Raw genomic sequence first — 18,464 nt, 5'->3', positions numbered from 1 at the left:
CACCGCTCAGCAGTGCCTCAGTCGGCGAGCTCTGCCACGACGTCGAGGTGCCCGGCGTGCCGGGCGTACTCGGCCAGGACGTGGAAGCAGATCCACTCCAGCGTGGGCGGGTCCTCGGCGAAGCGGCCGCCTGTCGCAGCGGTCGCGTCCAGGGGGTGGTCGCGGAGGACGCCCCGGGTCCGGGCGGCGACGCCCTCGAGCCGGGTCGCCAGGGACTCGGCGGTCACGCCGTCGGTCACGTGCCACCGCGACGCGGGTCCTGGGTCGCCGTCGGCCCAGTCGCCCCACGGCTCGGCGACCGGTTCGCCGAGGAACCCCCAGACGAACCAGCGCTGCTCCATGGGCAGCACATGGGCGAGCAGCTCCAGCGGCGTCCACCCCGAGGGCAGTCGCGACGTGCGCTGGTCGGCGTACGGCAGCGACAGCACCGTGGCTGCGAGGTCGCCGCGCACCCAGTCGAGGTAGTCGGCCCAGCGCTGCGCGCCGGCCCCTCCGGACGTCGGCGGCTCGCCGGTGTTGCGGGCGACGCGCTGGTCCTCGCTCACGTGCCCTCGATCCGGTTGCCCTCGGCGTCCCAGTGCGACTCGACCTTCTTGGACGGCTGCACCCGCGGCGGCTCGCCGGGCATCTTGGGGTGGTCGGGCGGGTAGTTGAGCTCGACGGGGTGCTCCTCCCACAGGTCGAGCAGCGGCTGGAGCGAGTGGTGCACGTCGTCGATCGTGGCCCACGGGTCGCCGTCGACGGCGAGCCGCGACGGCACCGAGAACAGGTTGAGGTCGTGGGGGTTCGTGAGGTCGGCGAGCTCGTCCCACGCGAGCGGGGTCGACACGGGCGCGCCGGCGATCGGGCGCAGCGAGTAGGCCGAGGCGATCGTCCGGTCGCGGGTGTTCTGGTTGAAGTCGACGAAGATCCGCTCCCCGCGCTCCTCCTTCCACCACGCCGTCGTCACGCCGTCGTCGCGCTTCTCCAGCTCACGACCGAAGGCGATCGCGGCGTGCCGCACCTCGCCGAAGTCCCACCGCGGCTCGATCCGGACGTAGACGTGGATGCCCCGGTTGCCCGACGTCTTGGCGAAGCCGGTCATGCCGAGGTCCGCCAGCAGCTCGCGCGCCACCCCGGCCACCCGTACGGCGTCGGCGAAGGTCGTGCCCGGCTGCGGGTCGAGGTCGATCCGCAGCTCGTCGGGGTGGTCGACGTCCGTGCGCCGCACCGGCCAGGGGTGGAAGGTGAGGGTGCCCATCTGCGCGCACCACACCGGCACCGCGATCTCGGTGGGGCAGATCTCGTCGGCCGTCCGCCCCGACGGGAAGGTGATCTGCACCGACTCGAGGTAGTCGGGAGCACCCTTCGGCACGCGCTTCTGGTAGAACGCGTCGGCGTTGCGGTCCTGCGGTCCGGTCGCCAGCTTCATGCCGGGCCGTACGCCGGACGTCCACCGCTCGAGCGCCGTCGGGCGGTCCCGCAGGGCCCGCATCAGGCCCTCCTCGACGCTCGTGAAGTACTCCGCGACCATGAGCTTGGTGACCGCCGGTGTGCGGTCGGTCGCCTCGTAGATCACCCTCTCCGGTGAGGAGATCCTGACCTCGCGCTCCCCCGCCCGGACGTACTCCTCCGACGCCTTCGCCATGGCCCGACCCTAGCCCGCGACGCGTGCGCCGGGTCAGCCCACGGGCAGCAGGACCGACTCGACGGCCACCGCGCCCTCGCCGTGCCGGTCGTCCACCCACTGCTGGATGCGGCCGTCGTCGTGGAACACCGTGAGCTCGAGCTGGTTGCTCGGGCTCCCGGCGCCGCTCTCGACGAACCCGGGCAGGTCGAGCGTCGCCTGCTGGAGGGCGAGCAGCTCCTTCTCGGTGCGCTCCACCCGGACCACGCAGAGCATCCCGCTCCACGCCTCACGGACCGCCGCCTCCGCCACCGCCGGGTCGCCCGCGACGTAGACCGAGACCACCGTGGCGGCGGGGTCGCGCGGCCCGGGCTCGCCGTCCGGGGTGCTGACCGCGACGGTCGCGAAGTCGTCGAGGCCCTGCGCCACGGACGTCGCCCGGTGGAGGTCGTCCCGGGTGACCCGCGAGCTGTCCGTCACCTGCCACCCGCCCTCGGGAGCCGGGCACGGGATCTCGAAGTCGAAGACGTGGGGCTCCGGCTCCGGCTGGGTCGCCTCCTCGACGGTGAAGGTCGAGCCGTCGAACGTGCCGACGAGACGGTAGGTGCCCATCCGGACACCCTGCTCCTCGGTGAGCTCGCCTCCGAAGCGGTCCCAGTCCCACCCCGCCACGGCCGCGTCGTCACACACCAGGGGCGTGGGGAGCCCCCCTCCCCAGGTGACGTCGCTGAAGCACAGACGGGCTCCCGAGCCGTCGTCGGTGACCGTCACCGTCCGGCTCGAGACCACGCGCCCGCTCGCGGCCGGCACGGCCGTCGGCAGCACGACCGGGCCGGCGTACGCCTGGGCTCCCGCCCCCGCCGCCGGATCCGACGACCGCTCGCCGCAGCCCGCCACGAGCACGAGCCCCACGACCGCCAGCGGCCACGTCCCCCTCATGGGGACACGGTGGCGCAGGCCGACCGCGTTGGCGAGCGGCGTCGCCGGATCGTGATCTTCGGTGCCTCCGTAAACTGGCGCCATGGCCTATGACGTGCAGAAGACCGACGAGCAGTGGCGCGAGGAGCTGACCCCCGAGGAGTACGCCGTGCTCCGGCAGGCCGGCACCGAGCGCGCCTTCACCGGCGAGTACACCGACACCGAGACCGAGGGCACCTACTCGTGCAAGGCCTGCGGGTCGGAGCTGTTCACCAGCGACACCAAGTTCCACTCCGGCTGCGGCTGGCCGAGCTTCTACCAGCCGATGACCGACACCGTGGAGTACATCGAGGACAACTCACACGGCATGAAGCGCGTCGAGGTCCGCTGCGCGAAGTGCGGCTCGCACCTCGGCCACGTCTTCCCCGACGGCTTCGGCACGCCGACCGGCGACCGCTACTGCATCAACTCGATCAGCATCACGCTCAACGAGAAGAAGTGATCAGGCGGTCGGCTCCAGCGCCGAGCTGATCGTCACCAGCCCGTCTCCGTAGGTCGCGTCGGCCCACTCCTGGATCGAGCCGTCGTCGAAGACGACCTGCGCGTCGAGGGAGTCGGGGGTGAAGGACCCGCTCGTCAGCAGCTGGTCGCCGAGCGCCGCCTGCAGGTCCTGGTTGACCTCGTCGAGGTCGGCCTCGGTCCGCTCGACCGTGGTCACGCAGAGCATTCCGCCCCACGTCCTGCGCAGCTCCGCCTCGGCGCCCGCGGCGTCCTCGGTGACGGCGACGTTGATCGTGTTGCCGGTCAGCCACGCGGTGGCGTACGTCGGCAGCGCGGACGCCGCGGCCAGCGTGGCGTCCATGTCCTCCGGGGTCGCCCTGGAGGTGTCGGTGGTGGTGGCGTCGTCGCAGGCGGCCTCCAGCGGGTCCGGCTCCGGCTCGGCCATCACGTCGTAGAGCGCGGCCGGGATCGCGTCGGTGACGGTGAACGTGGTGCCGTCGAAGGTGCCGGTCAGGGCGTACTGGCCCCACCGCACGCCCGACGCCTCCTCGAACCCGACGTCGCCCCAGGCGAAGTCGGCGAGCGCGGGCCCGCCGCACTGGGGCGGGTAGGACTCGGCGACCCCGCCGAGGCACATCTCGGGACCGTCGCCGTCGTCGAGCACCATCACCAGCCCCTGCGTACGGACCGCGCCGTCCGGCACGGGTGTCGGCGCCTCGCCGGACGGAGCGGCAGCGGCCGGGTCACCGGCCCCCGAGGGGTCCACGGCCTTCATCTCGGCCTCGGTGGAGCAGGCGGTGGCGGCGCCCAGGACGGTCAGCACGGCGGCGGCAGCGAAGATCCTCATGATGCTCCGACGCTACTGCGTGCCGGGCCGTTCCCGCGTCAGGGCAGGCGGTCGAGCAGCTCGGCCGGGGTGACGCGGGCGCCGGTGTAGAACGGCACCTCCTCGCGCACGTGCCGGCGCGCGTCGGAGGCGCGCAGGTCGCGCATCAGGTCGACGATGCGGTGCAGCTCGTCGGCCTCGAAGGCGAGCAGCCACTCGTAGTCGCCGAGGGCGAACGACGCGACCGTGTTGGCGCGTACGTCGGCGTAGCCGCGGGCCTGCTGGCCGTGCTGGGCGAGCATCCGGCGGCGCTCGGCGTCGTCGAGGAGGTACCACTCGTAGGACCGCACGAACGGGTAGACGCACACGTGCGCGCGCGGCTCCTCGTCGGCGAGGAAGGCCGGGATGTGCGACTTGTTGAACTCCGCCGGGCGGTGCAGCGCCATCTGCGACCACACCGGCTCGAGGCGGCGGCCGAACGACGTGCGACGGAACGCGTTGTAGGCGCCCTGGAGCTGCTGGGAGTCGGCGGCGTGCCACCACACCATGAGGTCGGCGTCGGCGCGCAGGCCGCTGACGTCGTAGAGCCCGCGGACCTTGACGTCCTGCTCGGCGAGCACCTCGAAGAGCGCCTCGACGTCGGTGGCCTCCGCGGCCCGGTCGGCGTCGCCGATGACGTCGCGCAGCTTGAAGACCGACCACATCGTGTAGCGGATGGTGTCGTTGAGCTCCCGCGTGCGGGCGGCGTTGGTCTTCTCCTGCGTCTGGTCCGTCTCGGTCATGGCTTCATTCTGCCCGTGTGACCGAGGCCACCGCGTGCCGGGCCGACCCGATCACCGCGGGGATGCCGACCCCGTCGTACGCCGCCCCGCAGACCGCGAGCCCCGGCCGTGCCGCGACCGCGGCGCGGATCCGGGCGACGCGGTCGAGGTGGCCGACGGCGTACTGCGGCAGACCGCCGCCCCAGCGCTGCACGTGGGTGTCGAGCGGCCGGGCCGTGATGCCGGCCATCGCGGCGAGGTCGGCGAGCGAGACGCGGACCAGGCCGTCGTCGGCGGCCTGCAGCGTGGTCTCCTCGCGGTGGCGGCCCAGCGAGGTGCGCAGCACGACGACGTCGGGATCGAGGTCGCGCACCCACGCCCACTTGGCGAAGGAGAAGGTCGAGGCCTTGATGGTGCGCTGCTCGACCGGCGGCACCAGGAAGCCGGACCGGTCGAGGAGCGTGTCGGGGAGGTCCTGCGCGCGGAAGGCGAGCGTCACGACGGCGACGCTCGCGGCCTCGACCGTCGCCAGCTCGGCGGCCGCGTCGGGGACCACCTCCCCCAGCAGCCGCGCGGCGGGCGAGGCGGGCGTGGCCAGCACGACCGTGTCGGCCTCGACGGTCTCGGGGTGGGTGGTCGGACCGATCGTCAGCGCCCACCCGCCGGTCGTACGCCGCAGGGCACGTACGGTCGCCGACGTCCGCACCTCGAAGCCACCGCCGTCGACGACGAGTCCGGGCAGGCGTCCCATGCCGCCGGGAAGGGCGGCGAAGACGGGCGCGGTCGACGCCGGGACGGCTGCGGCCTGCTCGAGCAGGCTCCCGCGCCGCGCCATGGCGAGCAGCTGCGGCACGGCCGCCGCGGCCGAGATGCGGCGGGCGTGCCCGGCGTACACGCCTCCGAGCAGCGGCTCCACCAGGCGGTCGACGAGCTCGTCGCCGAGCCGCGCGGCCACCAGGTCGCCGACCGAGACGTCGCCGCCGACGGGGGTGTCGGTCTCGGCCGCGACGCGCGCCAGGCCCTCGGGGCTGAGCACCCCGCTGGCCGCGAGCTGGTCGAGGTCGAAGGGCACGCCCATCAGCGAGCGCGGCATCGCGCGCAGCGCGCCACGCGACCAGACGGCCGACGTGGCGGCGGTCGGGTGGACCACCTCGGCCCCGATCTCGGTGGCGAGCGCCAGCCCCTCGGGGCGACGCGCGAGCATCGCCTCGGCACCGACGTCGACGGTCAGCCCAGCGACCTCGGCGCTGCGCAGCTTGCCACCGACCTGGGGCGACCCCTCGAGCAGCAGCACGTCGCGACCTGACGCGGCGAGACCCCGGGCCGCGACCAGACCGGCGATCCCGCCGCCCACGACCACTGCGTCACGCTTCACGCCACCACCCTGCCAGAGGAGGTCGCGGACCACCGGCGCACCCTAGGCTGCGGGTGTGGACCCCAACGTGAGCCCCGCCCGGATCGCCGTGCTGATCGACGCCGACAACACCTCGCACCGCTACGCCGAGGCGTTGCTCGACGAGATCGCGAAGTACGGCAACCCGACGATCAAGCGGGCGTACGGCGACTGGTCCTCGCCGCGGCTGGGCGGCTGGAGCACCGAGCTCAACCTCCGTGCGATCCGCGGCATGCACCAGGGGGCGTTCACCCGGGGCAAGAACTCCACCGACTCCGCCCTCATCATCGACGCGATGGACCTGCTCTACGACGGCAACGTCGAGGCGTTCGCGCTGGTCACCAGCGACAGCGACTTCACCAGCCTGGCACTGCGACTGCGCGAGTCGGGCAAGGTCGTCTACGGCCTCGGCGGCGCGAAGACCCCGGCGTCGCTGCAGAACGCGTGCGACAAGTTCATCCGCCTCGAGCTGCTCGGCGAGGTGGAGTCCGAGCCGGACCAGCCGGGCGCGGAGGACGACGAGCGGGAGCCGGTCCAGGATCCCGGCCCGGCGCCCGAGCTCAACCTCCAGAGCGCGATCACCAAGGCCGTCAACGCCGTCGCGGACGACGAGGGCTGGGCGACACCGGGCGCGGTCGGCAGCCACCTGAGCCGGACCCACCCGTCGCTGGACCCGCGCAACTACGGCCACCGGGGGCTGCAGGGCCTCCTCGCGGACCAGCCCTACCTCGAGACGGCCGCCGACGGCCCGATGCGCGTACGGGTCAAGGGCCACGCCGCCGCCAAGGCGGCGTCGAAGAAGAAGGCGGCCCCGACCAAGGACACGACCAAGGCCCCGACCAAGGCCCCGACCAAGGCCCCGACCAAGGCCCCGACCAAGGCCCCGACCAAGGCCCCGACCAAGGCCCCGACCAAGGCCCCGACCAAGGCCCCGACCAAGGACACGACCAAGGACACGGCGCCGAAGGTCACCACCACCACCCGGTCGGCGAGGAAGCAGTCCGCCAAGAAGTCCTGACGCATCACAGTTGCATCACGGCCGGAACCGGCGCCCGCGCAGTCGGCGTCCGACGGCCATGACGACCTCCACCGCCTCCCGTGCCGCGGGACTCCTCATCGCGCTCACCACGACGGCCGCGCTGGCCGCCTGCTCCAGCTCCGACGGCGGCAGTGACGCGGCCTCCGGGGAGTCCGCGCCGGCCTCCAGGAGCTCGGACTCGGGCTCGGGCTCGGGCGCCGGCTCCGAGGCGGGCGGCGGCACCGACGGGTCGGCCTCCGACCGGGCGGGCGCGGACGGGCCGACCACGCCGCAGATGGAGCGCTCGGTGATCTCGAGCGGCACCATCTCGCTCGCGGGCGAGGACGTGCGTGCCACGCGGCGCGAGGTGCAACGTGTCGTCGACGCGAAGGGCGGCGAGGTCACCGACGAGACGTCCGAGACCGACTCCGACGGTGACACCGCCTACGTCCGGCTGGTCGTACGGGTCCCCAGCGCCGAGTTCGGCGAGACCATGTCGGCCCTCGAGCAGGTGGGGATGCTGAGGTCGTCCGACCGCGGCTCCGACGACGTGACCACCGAGGTCATCGACACCGGCGTGCGCGTCCGGGCGCAGGAGGCGAGCCTCAGGCGGGTCGAGATGCTGCTCGCCGACGCCCGGGACCTCAAGGACATCATCTGGATCGAGTCGCAGCTCACCAGCCGCCAGGCCGAGCTCGACTCGCTGAAGTCGCAGCAGTCGTGGCTGGCGGACCAGACCTCCCTCTCCACCATCACGGTCGACATCTCGCGCCACGAGGTCGTCGAGGACGAGCCGGAGGACGAGCCCGCCGGCTTCCTCGCCGGTCTCGAGGGCGGGACCGAGGCGCTCCGGGCCCTGGTCACGGTGCTCACGACCGTGCTGGGGGCGCTGCTGCCGTTCGCGGCGGTGGCCCTGCTGCTCGGGCTGCCGGTGTGGCTGGTCGTACGCCGCCGCCGGGCGACGGCACCGGCCCAGCCGCCCGCGGCGTAGCCGTCAGCAGCGATCAGTACGCGTGCACGAACTCGGTCAGCGCCGCGAGCTGGTCGGGGTCGGTCGACGGGATGACGCCGTGGCCGAGGTTGAAGATGTGCCCCTTGGCCGCGCGGCCCGCGTCGATGATCTCGGCCGCGCGCGCGGTCATCACGTCGGTGGGTGCGAAGACCAGGGTCGGGTCGAGGTTGCCCTGCACGGCCCGGTCGCCCACCAGCGGGATCGCCTGCTCCAGCGGCGTGCGCCAGTCGACTCCGACCACGTCGGCGCCGGCCTCCCCCATCAGGCCGAGGAGGTTGGTCGTCCCGACGCCGAAGTGGATCCGCGGCACGCCGAGCTCACCGGCGGCGGCGAGGACCCGCTCGGAGTGAGGCATCACCGAGGCGCGGTAGTCGGCCGGCGTCAGCGCGCCCGCCCACGAGTCGAAGAGCTGGACGGCCGAGGCACCGGCCTCGACCTGGATGCGGAGGTAGGTCGCCGCGATGCCGGCGATCTTGCGCATCAGCGCGTCCCACACGTCGGGGGCGCCGAACATCATCGCCTTGGTCCTCGCGTGCTCCTTGGACGGGCCACCCTCGACGAGGTAGGACGCGACGGTGAACGGGGCGCCGGCGAAGCCGATGAGGGGCGTGGCGCCCAGCTCGGCGACGAGCTGGCGCACGGCCCGGGAGATGTAGGGGACGTGCTCGGGCGTGAGGTCCGGGATCGCCTCGACGTCCGCGAGGGTGCGTACGGGTGAGGCGACGACGGGCCCGACGCCCGGCTTGATGTCGAGGTCGACGCCCACCGCCTTGAGCGGCAGCACGATGTCGGAGAAGAAGATCGCCGCGTCGACGCCGTAGCGGCGCACCGGCTGGAGGGTGATCTCGGTGACGAGGTCGGCGTCCATGCAGGACTCGAGCATCCCGATGCCCTCGCGCACCTTGAGGTACTCCGGGAGGGAGCGCCCCGCCTGCCGCATGAACCAGACCGGCGTGTGCGAGGGCCGCTCGCCGCGCGCCGCAGCGAGGAAGGGGCTCGCGGCGAGTCCGGGGTGGGGCGTGCGTACGGCGTGGGTCACGCCCGAATCTTCGCAGGTCAGGCGGCGTGGCGGCACATCGGCGAGGTGGGGCGCTGGCCTACTCTGAGCCCATGGTGGCCCGTCACGAGACCCACCCCGGCAATGCTGCCGCGGCTGGGCCCGCGGAGTTCCGCGCGGCTGTGGAGTCGATGCGTCGGGCGACGCTGCGCCCGGAGGTCCTCTGCGAGGAGATGCCCGCGCCGCAGCGCATCGCACCCTGGTCGTCCGCGCTGAGCGGCGACGTCACCGTCGACGACGAGGACCTCGGCACCGGCCGGCTGATCCTGCTCCACGACCCCGCCGGCAACGACGCGTGGGACGGCACCTTCCGCTGCGTGGCGTACGCCCGCGCCGACATCGACCCCGAGCTCGGTGCCGACCCGATGCTGGCGGCCGTCGGCTGGTCGTGGCTGACCGAGGCGCTGGAGGCCCATGGCGCCGGCTTCCACGCCGCGTCCGGCACCGTCACCCGGGTCACCACCGAGAGCTTCGGCCAGATGGCCGACGAGTCCGGCACCGCCCAGGTCGAGATCCGCGCCTCGTGGACCCCCGACGTCGACGACGCCGGCGCGCTCGACATGACCGCCCACGTCGAGGCGTGGGGCGAGCTGATGTGCACGGCCGTCGGCCTCCCCCCGGTGCCGGAGGGCGTCACCGCGATCCCGAGCCGTCGTGGACAGCGCGGCACCTGAACCGATGCCCGACACCCCGGACACCTCACGCACAGAGGCCGATCCCGGCACTGGGCGCGAGACCACCGACCTCGACGCGACCGAGCCCGAGGCCGCACCCGCTCCCCTGCTCGAGCTGCGCGACGGGCTCCCCGAGGTCGTCGACACCGACGCCGGGCTCCTCGAGGCGTGCGAGGCCCTCGCCGCCGCCAGCGGACCGGTGGCGATCGACGCCGAGCGCGCCTCGGGCTACCGCTACTCCAACCGCGCCTACCTGATCCAGCTGCGCCGCGAGGGGGCCGGCACCTGGCTGGTCGACCCCATCGAGATGACCACGCTCGCCCCGCTGCAGGAGGCCCTCGACGGCTCCGAGTGGATCCTGCACGCCGCCACCCAGGACCTGCCGTGCCTGCGCGACGTCGGCCTCACCCCGACCAGCCTCTTCGACACCGAGCTCGCCGGGCGCCTCCTCGGCTACCCCCGCGTCGGCCTCGCCACCCTGGTCGAGACCGTCCTGGGGCAGCGGATGCGCAAGGAGCACTCCGCCGCCGACTGGTCGACCCGGCCGCTGCCGGAGTCGTGGCTCGAGTACGCCGCGCTCGACGTCGAGGTCCTCCTCGAGCTGCGCGAGCACATGGTCACCGAGCTCGAGAAGGCCGGGAAGGCCGAGTGGGCGCGCCAGGAGTTCGACCACCTGCTGGGCTTCGAGCCGGCCGTGCGCGTCGACGCGTGGCGGCGTACGTCGGGCGTGCACCGGCTGCGCGGGCGCCGCGCGCTCGGCGCCGCGAAGGCGATGTGGGAGGCACGCGACGCCATCGCCGCCGAGCGTGACGTCACGCCGGGCCGGATCCTGCCCGACTCCGCGATCGTCGTCGCGGCCACCGTGATGCCCACCGACCGCCGCGCCCTGCTGTCCACCCAGGGCTTCCACGGTCGCGGGGCCAGCCGCTACGCCTCGACGTGGGTCGAGGCCCTCCAGCGGGTGCGCGAGATGGACGAGGACGAGCTGCCCACCCGCGCCCCGCGCGGCGACGGCCCCCCGCACCCGCGCACGTGGGCCGACCGCGAGCCCGTCGCCGACCGGCGCTTCAAGTCCGCCCGCGAGTCGATGCTCAACCTCGCCGAGGAGCACCAGCTGCCGGTCGAGAACCTGCTCACCCCCGACTTCCTGCGGCGCCTGATGTGGGCGCCCCCGGCGACCCGCGAGCCGGCCGAGCTCGCGGAGGCCGTACGCGCCCAGCTCGCCTCGTACGGCGCGCGGCCCTGGCAGGCCGAGCTGGTCACCGGCGCCCTGGTCGGCGCCATCCTCGGGGCCGAGCGCGAGTAGCCGCCGGCGCCGGGCGGGGCAGCGTCATACCGATCCGCGGCCATGACCCTCGGTTCGTATGACGCAGCGGGGGCTGGCGCGGCGGCGTCATACCGATCCGCACCCATGACCCTCGGTTCGTATGACGCAGCGGGGGCTGGCGCGGCGGCGTCATACCGATCCGCACCCATGACCCTCGGTTCGTATGACGCAGCGGGGGCTGGCGCGGCCCGTCGAGCGACAGCCCTACTCCGAGGGCGACTCGCTCGGCTCCTCGGTCGGCGACTCGGTCTCCTCGTCCTCGGGCGAGAGGATCGTTCGTGACGCCTGGTCGATCTGCTCGGTGGTCTCCTCGAGGTCGAGGACACCGGGCGCGGTGACCAGGCGCTCCAGCAGCGGTGTCACGGCCTCGACCAGCTCGTCTCGCTGGTCGATGAAGGGCGGCACGACCATGTAGCGGATGCTCGCGTTGAACGCCGCGGCGTTGGCGGGCTCCTGGTCGGGGGCGAGGAACTCGTCGGACGCGGCGACGGAGGTGTTGGCCGGCACGATGTAGCCCGTGGAGGCGACGGTGGCGATGGCGGCGTCGGACACGGCGTACGCGATGAAGTCGGCGGCGTCGCCGGTCACCTCGGAGTCCGCGGACAGGCAGAGCCCACTGATGTCGCCGACCGTGGCGCGGTCCTCGATGACGGGCATCGGCAGGACGTCGAAGTCGAGGTCCTCGGCCTCGCGCAGCTCCGGCACGAGGTTGCGGAAGCCGGCCACCATCGCGAGCTCGCCCCGCTTGAACAGCTGGACGGGCGTGGCCCTCGCGAGCTGGGCGTTGGTCGGCGTCAGCGCGGCGTTGCGCAGGATGGCGAGCGTCTCGTTGAGCGCCTCGCGGGTCGAGTCGTCGCTGAAGGCGAGGGACGTGGGCGCCTCGTCGTCGTCGAAGACCTGCCCGCCGCCGGAGTAGATGAACGGCGCGAGGCCCTGCAGGGTCGGGTCGATCCAGACGCCGCGGCGGTCGCCGCGGCGCGACGCGAACTCCGCGGCGGCGCCGAACTCGGCAAGGGTCCAGCGCTCGCGCACGCCCTCGTCGTTGGCGGTGGGGACGTCGAGCTCGCGGCGCTCCATCTTGTCGAAGTCGACGAGGTCGGTGTTGTAGTAGACGACCATCGGGGACACCGAGTAGGCCATGCACTGCAGCTCGTCGTCCATCGCGAAGGCGTCGACAGCGTCGCGGGAGAAGCGGTCGCCGAAGTCGACGCCACGCTCGTCGAGCAGCAGGCTGACCGGCCGGAGGGCCTCGGCCTCCACCAGCTGGTCGAGGTCGATCCGCGAGGTGAGGAAGGCGTCCGGGGCGTTGCCGGCCAGGACGTCGGCGAGGGCGGACTCGTGGTCGGGCCACGACTGCAGGGTGACCTGGCGGGTGGTGGAGGACGCGTTGAACGAGTCGACGACGCTCTGGAAGGCCGCGACCTCCTCCTCGCTGCCGTAGGCGCCGAAGGTGACCTTGCGCGGCTTCTCGGTCGGCTTGCCGGACGCGCTCGGCGTCGGCGTCGGGTCCTGCTCGGGCTCCGCGTCGCCCGTGCAGGCGGCCGTCGTCAGCGCGAGCGCGAGGGCCGAGGCGGCCAGGGCGCTGCGGCGGAAGAAGTGGCGAGACACGGCGAAACCCTAGCGGGGCAGGCCACGACGGGCTTCCACCACGGCAGTGAAGATCGTCTCGTCCAGCGCGGCCCCCTCACGTCGTACGCCGTCGCGCTCGAGGTGGATGAGCCGGTCGAGCCGCACCTCGCTCGGTCGCCCCTGCGAGTCCCAGCCGCCGGTGCCGACGTCCATCCAGTAGCGGCCGAACCGCGCCTCGTCCTCGGCATCGCGGTCGTGGTCCTGGCTGCTGAGCATCAGCCCGGTCCAGCCGTCACCCTCCCCGCCCCCAGCGGTGTCGAGCACCAGCACCGGGCGGTCCTTGCCCTGGCTCGGGTCGTCCTCGTAGGGGACCCAGGCCCAGACGACCTCGCCGGGGTCGGGCTCGCCGTCGAGCTCGGGCGCGTACGCCGACTGCGGGGCGGACGTGCCGGCGGGGGTGCGGGCGGGCGAGCCTGCTGCGCCACCGGAGAGGAACGCGCGGATGCGCTTGGCGATCGTCATCCCACGAGCCTAGAGGTGGGCCCGGACAGCAACCGGCCATCATCCGGACCTGAGCCGGACGTGAGTGAGCGCGCCGGACCGGGAGCGCCTCACGGCGCGTGGCCGCTCGTAGCGGCTAATTGTGGGACCCGGGGCTGCCACGGTCCGACGCACTCGAGGACCATTTTAAACACTCAGGCCAGGGTGTTGGCGATTTCGCCGTGTCCGGCCGCCTCCAGCTGCTCCGAGAGGACGAGCACGCGGCTGATCTCCTCGTGCGAGGCGCTGCCGAGCGCGGCGCGACCTGCGGCGACGATCCGCGCGAAGGCGGCCGCCCGGAAGAGCGTCACGGCGAAGTCGCCCCGCGCGATGCCGCGCAGCACGTCGTCGACCATCCGGCGCAGCTCGTCGGGCCCCGGCGGGTCGGCGACCCCCGCGACCACGCGGGCGACATCGACGCGGCGCTGGCCCGCGTCGTACTCCTCCGCGACCTCCTCCGGGGCGGCGTGCACCCACGAGCGCAGCAGGAACAGCCGCCACAGGCTGCCGGCGAGCGTGTCGGCAGGCGCGCCCGACCACACCTCCGCGAGGGTCTCGAGGCCCTCGGTCTCCGCGAGGTGGACGATCCGCTCGGCCACCTGCGGGTCGTCGGAGGTGCGGGCGCCACGCACGAGCACCGTCGCGGCCAGGTCGCCGGCCTCGCGGACCTGAGCGGGATCGGCTCCGCCGGCGATCTCGGCGAAGAAGCCGCCGCCGGGCGTCATCGGACGGTGGTGCGAGCGACCGGTCATGGCTCCAGCCTAGGACCGGCCCATCACCTTGCGGATGCGCTGGTCGCTGACCTTCTCCCGGGTGCCGAGCGGCTGCGCGAAGAGCGAGACGCGGTACTCCTCCAGCATCCAGCGTGCCTCGCGCAGGTGCTGCGGCACCGGCTGGCCGTCGGGCAGCGCGGCGACCGCGTGCAGCCATGCCTCCTGCAGCCCGGAGAGCTGGTCCATCAGCTGGCGGTCGCGGGCGACCTGCTGGTCGAGGCGCTCACGGCGGTAGGCCACCGCCTGCAGGTAGCGGGGGTAGTCGCGCAGCCGCGTGACGCCCGCCTCCCCGACGAACCCCGGGGCCATCAGCCGGCCCACCTGCGCGCGCATGTCGGTGAGCGCCGGCAGGGTCATCAGGTCGGCCCTCCCCGAGATCGCCTTGTCGGTGGTGCGCCAGGCCTCGAGCACCCGCATCACGTCGTGCACGGCGGCGCTCGTCCCCGCGGCGACGGCCTCGCGAGCCGCGGCGACCAGCGCGTCGTACGCCGCCTCGTCCCGCACGTCCGGGCGTGCGTCGACGACCTCGCCGACGATGCCCGCCCGGACGTCGTCGAGCAGGTCCCCGACCGAGGCGTACGGGGACCCGACGAGCGCGAGCTTGGCCCGCTGGTCGAGCCCGGCGGCGGCGAGCACGTCGTCCACCGGCTGCGCGGGTCCGAGCCCGAGCAGCACCAGACGGCGTACGCCGAGGCGGTGGTGGGCGGCCGCCTCGTCGGCCGTGGCGAGCACCTGCAGCCCGACCGTGGCGCCCTCGTCGACGAGCGCGGGGAAGCCGCGCACCTCGTGCCCGGCGCGGCGCTGCACGAAGGACTCCTCGACCGTGCCGAAGGTCCACGACGTCTGCCCGCTGGCGGTGACGCCGGAGTCGGCGGCGACGTCGGCCATCGCCTGCTCGAAGGTCGGCCGGAGCGGCTCCTTGAGGGCGTCGAGGTCCTTGCCCCGGCCGGCCTCGCCCCCCTCCTCGGTCACCACGCGGTAGGTCGGGCGCAGGTGTGCGGGCACCTTGGACCAGTCCCAGGCGTCGCGGTCGATCACCAGGCTCCGGGTGCTGCGGGCGAAGCGCTCGAGCGCGTCGAGCAGCGGCTCGGCGCCGGGCGGGGTCGCGTCGAGGAACTCGCGTGCGGTGTTGGGCGCCGGCACCATCGCGACGCGCAGGTGCTTGGGCAGCGAGCGGATCAGCTCGGTGACCAGCTCCTCGCGCAGCCCGGGCACGAGCCACGAGAAGTCGTCGGCGTCGACGCGGTTGAGGGTCGCGACCGGCACGTCGATGGTGAGGCCGTCGTCGGCGGCCCCGGGCTCGAAGTGGTAGCTGATCGGGAAGGTCAGTCCCGCGTCACCGTCGTGCCCACCGGAGAGCCACTGGGTCGGGAAGTCGTGCGCGCGCACCTCGTCGGCGGTGCCGTGGGTGAGCATCTCGGGGTCGAAGGTGAGCAGGTCGGGGCGCTTCTGGCGGGCCCGCTTCCACCACTGGTCGAAGTGCTGGCCGCTGACCACGTCGTCGCCGACGCGGGCGTCGTAGAACTCGAAGAGGGTTTCCTCGTCGACGACGATGTCGCGGCGCCGCGCGCGGTGCTCGAGCTCCTCGGCCTCCTCGAGGAGGCGGGCGTTCTCGGCGAGGAAGCGGTGCCGGGAGTCCCACTCGCGCTGCACGAGCGCGTGGCGGATGAAGAGCTCTCGGGCGAGCGGCGGGTCGACCTTTCCGTAGGACACGAGGCGGTCGGCCACCAGCGGCACGCCGTACAGCGTGACCCGCTCGCGCGCCATGACTGCGGCGCGCTTGCGCGACCAGTGGGGCTCGGAGTAGGTCCGCTTGACCAGGTGGGCGCCCAGCCGCTCGGCCCACTCCGGCTTGATCGCGGCGTTCTGCCGCGCCCAGAGACGCGAGGTCTCGACGAGCTCGGCGCTCATCAGGAAGTCCGGGTTGCGGCCCTTCAGCACGCTGCCGGGGAAGACCGCGAAGCGGGCGTTGCGCGCGCCGAGGTACTCGCGCATCGGGCGCCGCTCCCCCGGCCTGGCCTTCTCTCGCTCCTCGAGCGCGCCGACGTGGCTGAGCAGCCCGGACAGCAGCGCCTGGTGGATGCCGTCCTCGTCGTACGCCGCCCCGCCCTCGCTCCCCTCGCCACGACCCTTGCCCAGGTCGAGACCCATCTCCTTGCACACCTGGCGCAGCTGGGACTCGTAGTCCTGCCACTCGCGGATGCGCAGGTAGTTGAGGTGCTCGCGCCGGCACATCCGCCGGAAGGCGCTCGAGGAGAGCTCGCGCTGCTGCTGCTTGAGGTGGCGCCACAGGTTGAGCCAGGTGAGGAAGTCGCTCGACTCGTGCTTGAAGCGCGCGTGCAGCTGGTCGGCCTGGGCGCGCTGCTCCTCCGGTCGCTCGCGCGGGTCCTGGATGGACAGCGCCGCGGCGATGACGAGGACGTCCCGGAGGCAGCCGAGCCGCTCCGCCTCGAGGATCATCCGGCCCAGCCGCGGGTCGATCGGGAGGCGGGCCAGGCGCTTGCCGACCGCAGTGAGGCGTACGCCCGGCCGGTCGCCCGCCGCGGTCACCGCGCCGAGCTCCTCGAGGAGGTCGGTGCCGGCCTTGACGTTGCGGCGGTCGGGCGGCTCGACGAAGGGGAAGCGGGCGATGTCGCCGAGGCGCAGCGAGGCCATCTGGAGGATGACGCTGGCGAGGTTGGTGCGCAGGATCTCGGGGTCCGTGAACTCCGGGCGCGCCTCGAAGTCCTCCTCCGAGTACAGCCGGATCGCGATTCCCTCGGAGACGCGCCCGCAGCGGCCGGAGCGCTGGTTGGCCGACGCCTGGCTGATCGGCTCGATCGGCAGCCGCTGCACCTTGGTGCGTACGGAGTAGCGGCTGATCCGGGCGACGCCGGTGTCGACGACGTAGCGGATCCCGGGCACGGTCAGCGAGGTCTCGGCGACGTTGGTGGCGAGCACGACGCGGCGCACCGTGGAGGGGTGGCTGGAGAACACCTTGTGCTGGTCGGCGGCGCTGAGGCGGGAGTAGAGCGGCACGATCTCGAGGCGGTCGCCCCGCCCCGACGAGCCCAGCAGGGCGTCGAACGCATCAGCGGTGTCACGGATCTCGCGCTCGCCGGGGAGGAAGACGAGCACGTCTCCGGGGCCCTCGGCCGACAGCTCGCGCACGGCGTCGAGGATCGCCTCGGTCTGGTCGCGCTGGACCGGCTCGCCGTCCTCGTCGTCCTCCGGCAGCTCCAGCAGGGGGCGGTAGCGGACCTCGACCGGGTACGTACGCCCCGACACCTCGACCACCGGCGCACGGAAGTGCTCGGCGAAGCGGTCCACGTCGATGGTGGCACTCGTGATGATGACCTTGAGGTCGGGGCGCCGCGGCAGGAGCCGCTTGAGGTAGCCGAGCAGGAAGTCGATGTTGAGGCTGCGCTCGTGGGCCTCGTCGATGATGAGCGTGTCGTACTTGCGCAGGTCGCGGTCGCGCTGGAGCTCGGCGAGCAGGATGCCGTCGGTCATCAGCTTGACCCGGCTGGCGCGCGACGTGCGGTCGGTGAACCGGACCTGGTAGCCCACGACGTCGCCGAGCTCGGTGCCGAGCTCCTCCGCGATCCGCTCGGCCACCGAGCGCGCGGCGATCCGGCGGGGCTGGGTGTGGCCGATCAGCCTGCCCCCGCCCGCGGCACCCGCGCCGCGCCCCAGCTCGAGGCAGATCTTGGGCAGCTGCGTCGTCTTCCCCGAGCCGGTCTCGCCGGCGACGATGACGACCTGGTGGTCGCGGATGGCCGCGGCGATGTCGTCGCGGCGAGCGGAGACCGGGAGCTCGGGCGGGTAGGTGATCTTCACAACGGGCGCCATTCTCGCCCACGGCGGCAACCGGGTTTCCCCGGACCGGCACCACGGACGCACGTGCGGCGGGTGTGGCCCCCACATCCGCGGATCGGGGGCCGCACCCGCCGCACGTGCGGTGGTGTCTAGGAGGCGGACCCCTCGTCGTCCTCGGGCGCGGTGGTCGGCGGGAGCTGACCGGGTACGCCGCGGGGACCGCCGCGCATGCCGCCGCGGTCGCCGGGGCCGCGGTCGTCGTCGCGTTGCACCCAGCCGCCGCGGCCGGCCCCGCGGTCGTGGTCGTCGGTGATCGCGCCCACCGCGGCCACGCCGAGCCCGCCGACGATGATGCCGGCCAGCGCGGAGGCGATCAGGGCGGCCAGGCCGAACGTACGGCTCCCGCCGGACCGGCCGACCGAGCGCAGGCGCTCGCGGAAGCCACGCCACTGCGCAACGGGCTCGGCAGGCTCGTCGGAGACGGCGGCCGGGGGTGCGGCCCCCTCGGCGCGTACGGGCTGGGTCTCGTCACCGGCCTGCGGGGCCGGGGTGTCGCGGGGCTTGTCGTCGCTCATGGACCGAGCGTGCGCCGGCCACCTGTGCGGCACCTGTGGACCAGCCCTGAACCGGCCCAGACCTGCCCAGACCTGCCCAGCCTGCCCAGAACCTGCCCGGTCTCCGATGTCGAGAA

The 18,464-nt window shown here is 73.5% G+C and carries 17 protein-coding genes; 5 read left to right on the top strand and 12 right to left on the bottom strand.

The window, feature by feature from the left end; genetic code table 11:
- Positions 1-17: 17 nt before the first annotated feature.
- From IEZ24_RS00880 to IEZ24_RS00870, 3 genes are read right to left on the bottom strand one after another with little or no spacing between them, the layout of a single operon-like run.
- A complete protein-coding gene (locus tag IEZ24_RS00880) occupies positions 18-545 on the bottom strand; it encodes a mycothiol transferase (protein ID WP_129456372.1) in 528 nt (175 codons plus the stop codon).
- Positions 542-1,627, bottom strand: a complete 1,086-nt coding sequence (locus IEZ24_RS00875; protein WP_129456373.1) for a DNA polymerase domain-containing protein — start codon at positions 1,625-1,627, stop codon at positions 542-544. Before IEZ24_RS00875 ends, IEZ24_RS00880 begins: the two co-directional genes overlap by 4 nt.
- A 33-nt stretch (positions 1,628-1,660) precedes the next feature.
- Positions 1,661-2,545, bottom strand: a complete 885-nt coding sequence (locus tag IEZ24_RS00870) for a hypothetical protein (RefSeq protein WP_165356167.1) — start codon at positions 2,543-2,545, stop codon at positions 1,661-1,663.
- An 82-nt stretch (positions 2,546-2,627) separates the two neighbouring features.
- Here IEZ24_RS00870 and msrB point away from each other — a divergent pair, with 82 nt between their 5' ends.
- Positions 2,628-3,026 (top strand): peptide-methionine (R)-S-oxide reductase MsrB, encoded by a 399-nt coding sequence (msrB, locus tag IEZ24_RS00865; protein WP_129456376.1) that lies wholly within the window; start codon positions 2,628-2,630, stop codon positions 3,024-3,026.
- On the opposite strand, the gene IEZ24_RS00860 is transcribed toward msrB, so the two are convergent.
- From IEZ24_RS00860 to hemG, 3 genes are read right to left on the bottom strand one after another with little or no spacing between them, the layout of a single operon-like run.
- On the bottom strand, positions 3,027-3,872 hold the full coding sequence (locus IEZ24_RS00860) for a hypothetical protein (protein ID WP_129456377.1): 846 nt from the start codon (positions 3,870-3,872) through the stop codon (positions 3,027-3,029).
- A gap of 38 nt (positions 3,873-3,910) precedes the next feature.
- Positions 3,911-4,633, bottom strand: a complete 723-nt coding sequence (hemQ, locus tag IEZ24_RS00855; protein ID WP_129456378.1) for a hydrogen peroxide-dependent heme synthase — start codon at positions 4,631-4,633, stop codon at positions 3,911-3,913.
- A 4-nt stretch (positions 4,634-4,637) separates the two neighbouring features.
- Complete coding sequence (hemG, locus tag IEZ24_RS00850) at positions 4,638-5,987, bottom strand: protoporphyrinogen oxidase (protein WP_242498569.1); 1,350 nt, start codon at positions 5,985-5,987, stop codon at positions 4,638-4,640.
- 55 nt (positions 5,988-6,042) lie between these two features.
- On the opposite strand from hemG, the gene IEZ24_RS00845 reads away from it, so the two are divergent.
- Complete coding sequence (locus IEZ24_RS00845; protein WP_191192792.1) at positions 6,043-7,023, top strand: NYN domain-containing protein; 981 nt, start codon at positions 6,043-6,045, stop codon at positions 7,021-7,023.
- Positions 7,024-7,081: 58 nt separating this feature from the next.
- Positions 7,082-8,014, top strand: a complete 933-nt coding sequence (locus IEZ24_RS00840) for a DUF4349 domain-containing protein (protein WP_129455200.1) — start codon at positions 7,082-7,084, stop codon at positions 8,012-8,014.
- Positions 8,015-8,027: 13 nt separating this feature from the next.
- On the opposite strand, the gene hemE is transcribed toward IEZ24_RS00840, so the two are convergent.
- Positions 8,028-9,074, bottom strand: coding sequence for a uroporphyrinogen decarboxylase (gene hemE, locus IEZ24_RS00835; protein ID WP_191192791.1), 1,047 nt, complete (start codon positions 9,072-9,074; stop codon positions 8,028-8,030).
- A 71-nt stretch (positions 9,075-9,145) separates the two neighbouring features.
- Here hemE and IEZ24_RS00830 point away from each other — a divergent pair, with 71 nt between their 5' ends.
- Together IEZ24_RS00830 and IEZ24_RS00825 are read left to right on the top strand one after the other, a co-directional pair.
- Positions 9,146-9,766, top strand: a complete 621-nt coding sequence (locus tag IEZ24_RS00830; protein WP_129455202.1) for a DUF3000 domain-containing protein — start codon at positions 9,146-9,148, stop codon at positions 9,764-9,766.
- A 4-nt stretch (positions 9,767-9,770) separates the two neighbouring features.
- Complete coding sequence (locus IEZ24_RS00825; RefSeq protein ID WP_129455203.1) at positions 9,771-11,072, top strand: HRDC domain-containing protein; 1,302 nt, start codon at positions 9,771-9,773, stop codon at positions 11,070-11,072.
- Between the two features lie 225 nt (positions 11,073-11,297).
- Here the strand turns inward: IEZ24_RS00825 and IEZ24_RS00820 are convergent, their stop codons facing one another.
- From IEZ24_RS00820 to IEZ24_RS00800, 5 genes are all read right to left on the bottom strand, one after another.
- On the bottom strand, positions 11,298-12,701 hold the full coding sequence (locus IEZ24_RS00820) for an extracellular solute-binding protein (protein ID WP_129455204.1): 1,404 nt from the start codon (positions 12,699-12,701) through the stop codon (positions 11,298-11,300).
- A gap of 9 nt (positions 12,702-12,710) precedes the next feature.
- The gene (locus tag IEZ24_RS00815) at positions 12,711-13,184 is read right to left on the bottom strand and encodes a type II toxin-antitoxin system PemK/MazF family toxin (RefSeq protein ID WP_129455205.1); all 474 of its coding nucleotides are present in this window, start codon (positions 13,182-13,184) and stop codon (positions 12,711-12,713) included.
- A 173-nt stretch (positions 13,185-13,357) separates the two neighbouring features.
- Entirely contained in the window at positions 13,358-13,954 is a 597-nt protein-coding gene (locus IEZ24_RS00810) for a hypothetical protein (RefSeq protein WP_129455206.1), read from the bottom strand.
- 9 nt (positions 13,955-13,963) lie between these two features.
- A complete protein-coding gene (gene hrpA / locus IEZ24_RS00805; RefSeq protein WP_129455207.1) occupies positions 13,964-17,806 on the bottom strand; it encodes an ATP-dependent RNA helicase HrpA in 3,843 nt (1,280 codons plus the stop codon).
- Between the two features lie 116 nt (positions 17,807-17,922).
- The gene (locus IEZ24_RS00800; RefSeq protein ID WP_129455208.1) at positions 17,923-18,348 is read right to left on the bottom strand and encodes a hypothetical protein; all 426 of its coding nucleotides are present in this window, start codon (positions 18,346-18,348) and stop codon (positions 17,923-17,925) included.
- Positions 18,349-18,464 lie beyond the last annotated feature (116 nt).

Origin of the sequence: Nocardioides ganghwensis, assembly GCF_014779655.1 — a bacterium.
In the GTDB taxonomy this organism is placed as follows: Bacteria; Actinomycetota; Actinomycetes; order Propionibacteriales; family Nocardioidaceae; genus Nocardioides; species Nocardioides ganghwensis.
Note: the sequence above shows the minus strand (reverse complement) of the source record. Positions and strands in the feature narration are given on the sequence as shown.

Excerpts from the sequence above, each read along its gene's own strand:
- hrpA (WP_129455207.1), bottom strand. The coding sequence starts at position 17,806 with ATGGCGCCCGTTGTGAAGATCACCTACCCGCCCGAGCTCCCGGTCTCC.
- hemQ (WP_129456378.1), bottom strand. The coding sequence starts at position 4,633 with ATGACCGAGACGGACCAGACGCAGGAGAAGACCAACGCCGCCCGCACG.
- IEZ24_RS00840 (WP_129455200.1), top strand. The coding sequence starts at position 7,082 with ATGACGACCTCCACCGCCTCCCGTGCCGCGGGACTCCTCATCGCGCTC.
- IEZ24_RS00810 (WP_129455206.1), bottom strand. The coding sequence starts at position 13,954 with ATGACCGGTCGCTCGCACCACCGTCCGATGACGCCCGGCGGCGGCTTC.
- IEZ24_RS00830 (WP_129455202.1), top strand. The coding sequence starts at position 9,146 with ATGGTGGCCCGTCACGAGACCCACCCCGGCAATGCTGCCGCGGCTGGG.
- IEZ24_RS00825 (WP_129455203.1), top strand. The coding sequence starts at position 9,771 with ATGCCCGACACCCCGGACACCTCACGCACAGAGGCCGATCCCGGCACT.
- IEZ24_RS00870 (WP_165356167.1), bottom strand. The coding sequence starts at position 2,545 with ATGAGGGGGACGTGGCCGCTGGCGGTCGTGGGGCTCGTGCTCGTGGCG.
- msrB (WP_129456376.1), top strand. The coding sequence starts at position 2,628 with ATGGCCTATGACGTGCAGAAGACCGACGAGCAGTGGCGCGAGGAGCTG.
- IEZ24_RS00800 (WP_129455208.1), bottom strand. The coding sequence starts at position 18,348 with ATGAGCGACGACAAGCCCCGCGACACCCCGGCCCCGCAGGCCGGTGAC.
- IEZ24_RS00815 (WP_129455205.1), bottom strand. The coding sequence starts at position 13,184 with ATGACGATCGCCAAGCGCATCCGCGCGTTCCTCTCCGGTGGCGCAGCA.
- IEZ24_RS00860 (WP_129456377.1), bottom strand. The coding sequence starts at position 3,872 with ATGAGGATCTTCGCTGCCGCCGCCGTGCTGACCGTCCTGGGCGCCGCC.
- IEZ24_RS00875 (WP_129456373.1), bottom strand. The coding sequence starts at position 1,627 with ATGGCGAAGGCGTCGGAGGAGTACGTCCGGGCGGGGGAGCGCGAGGTC.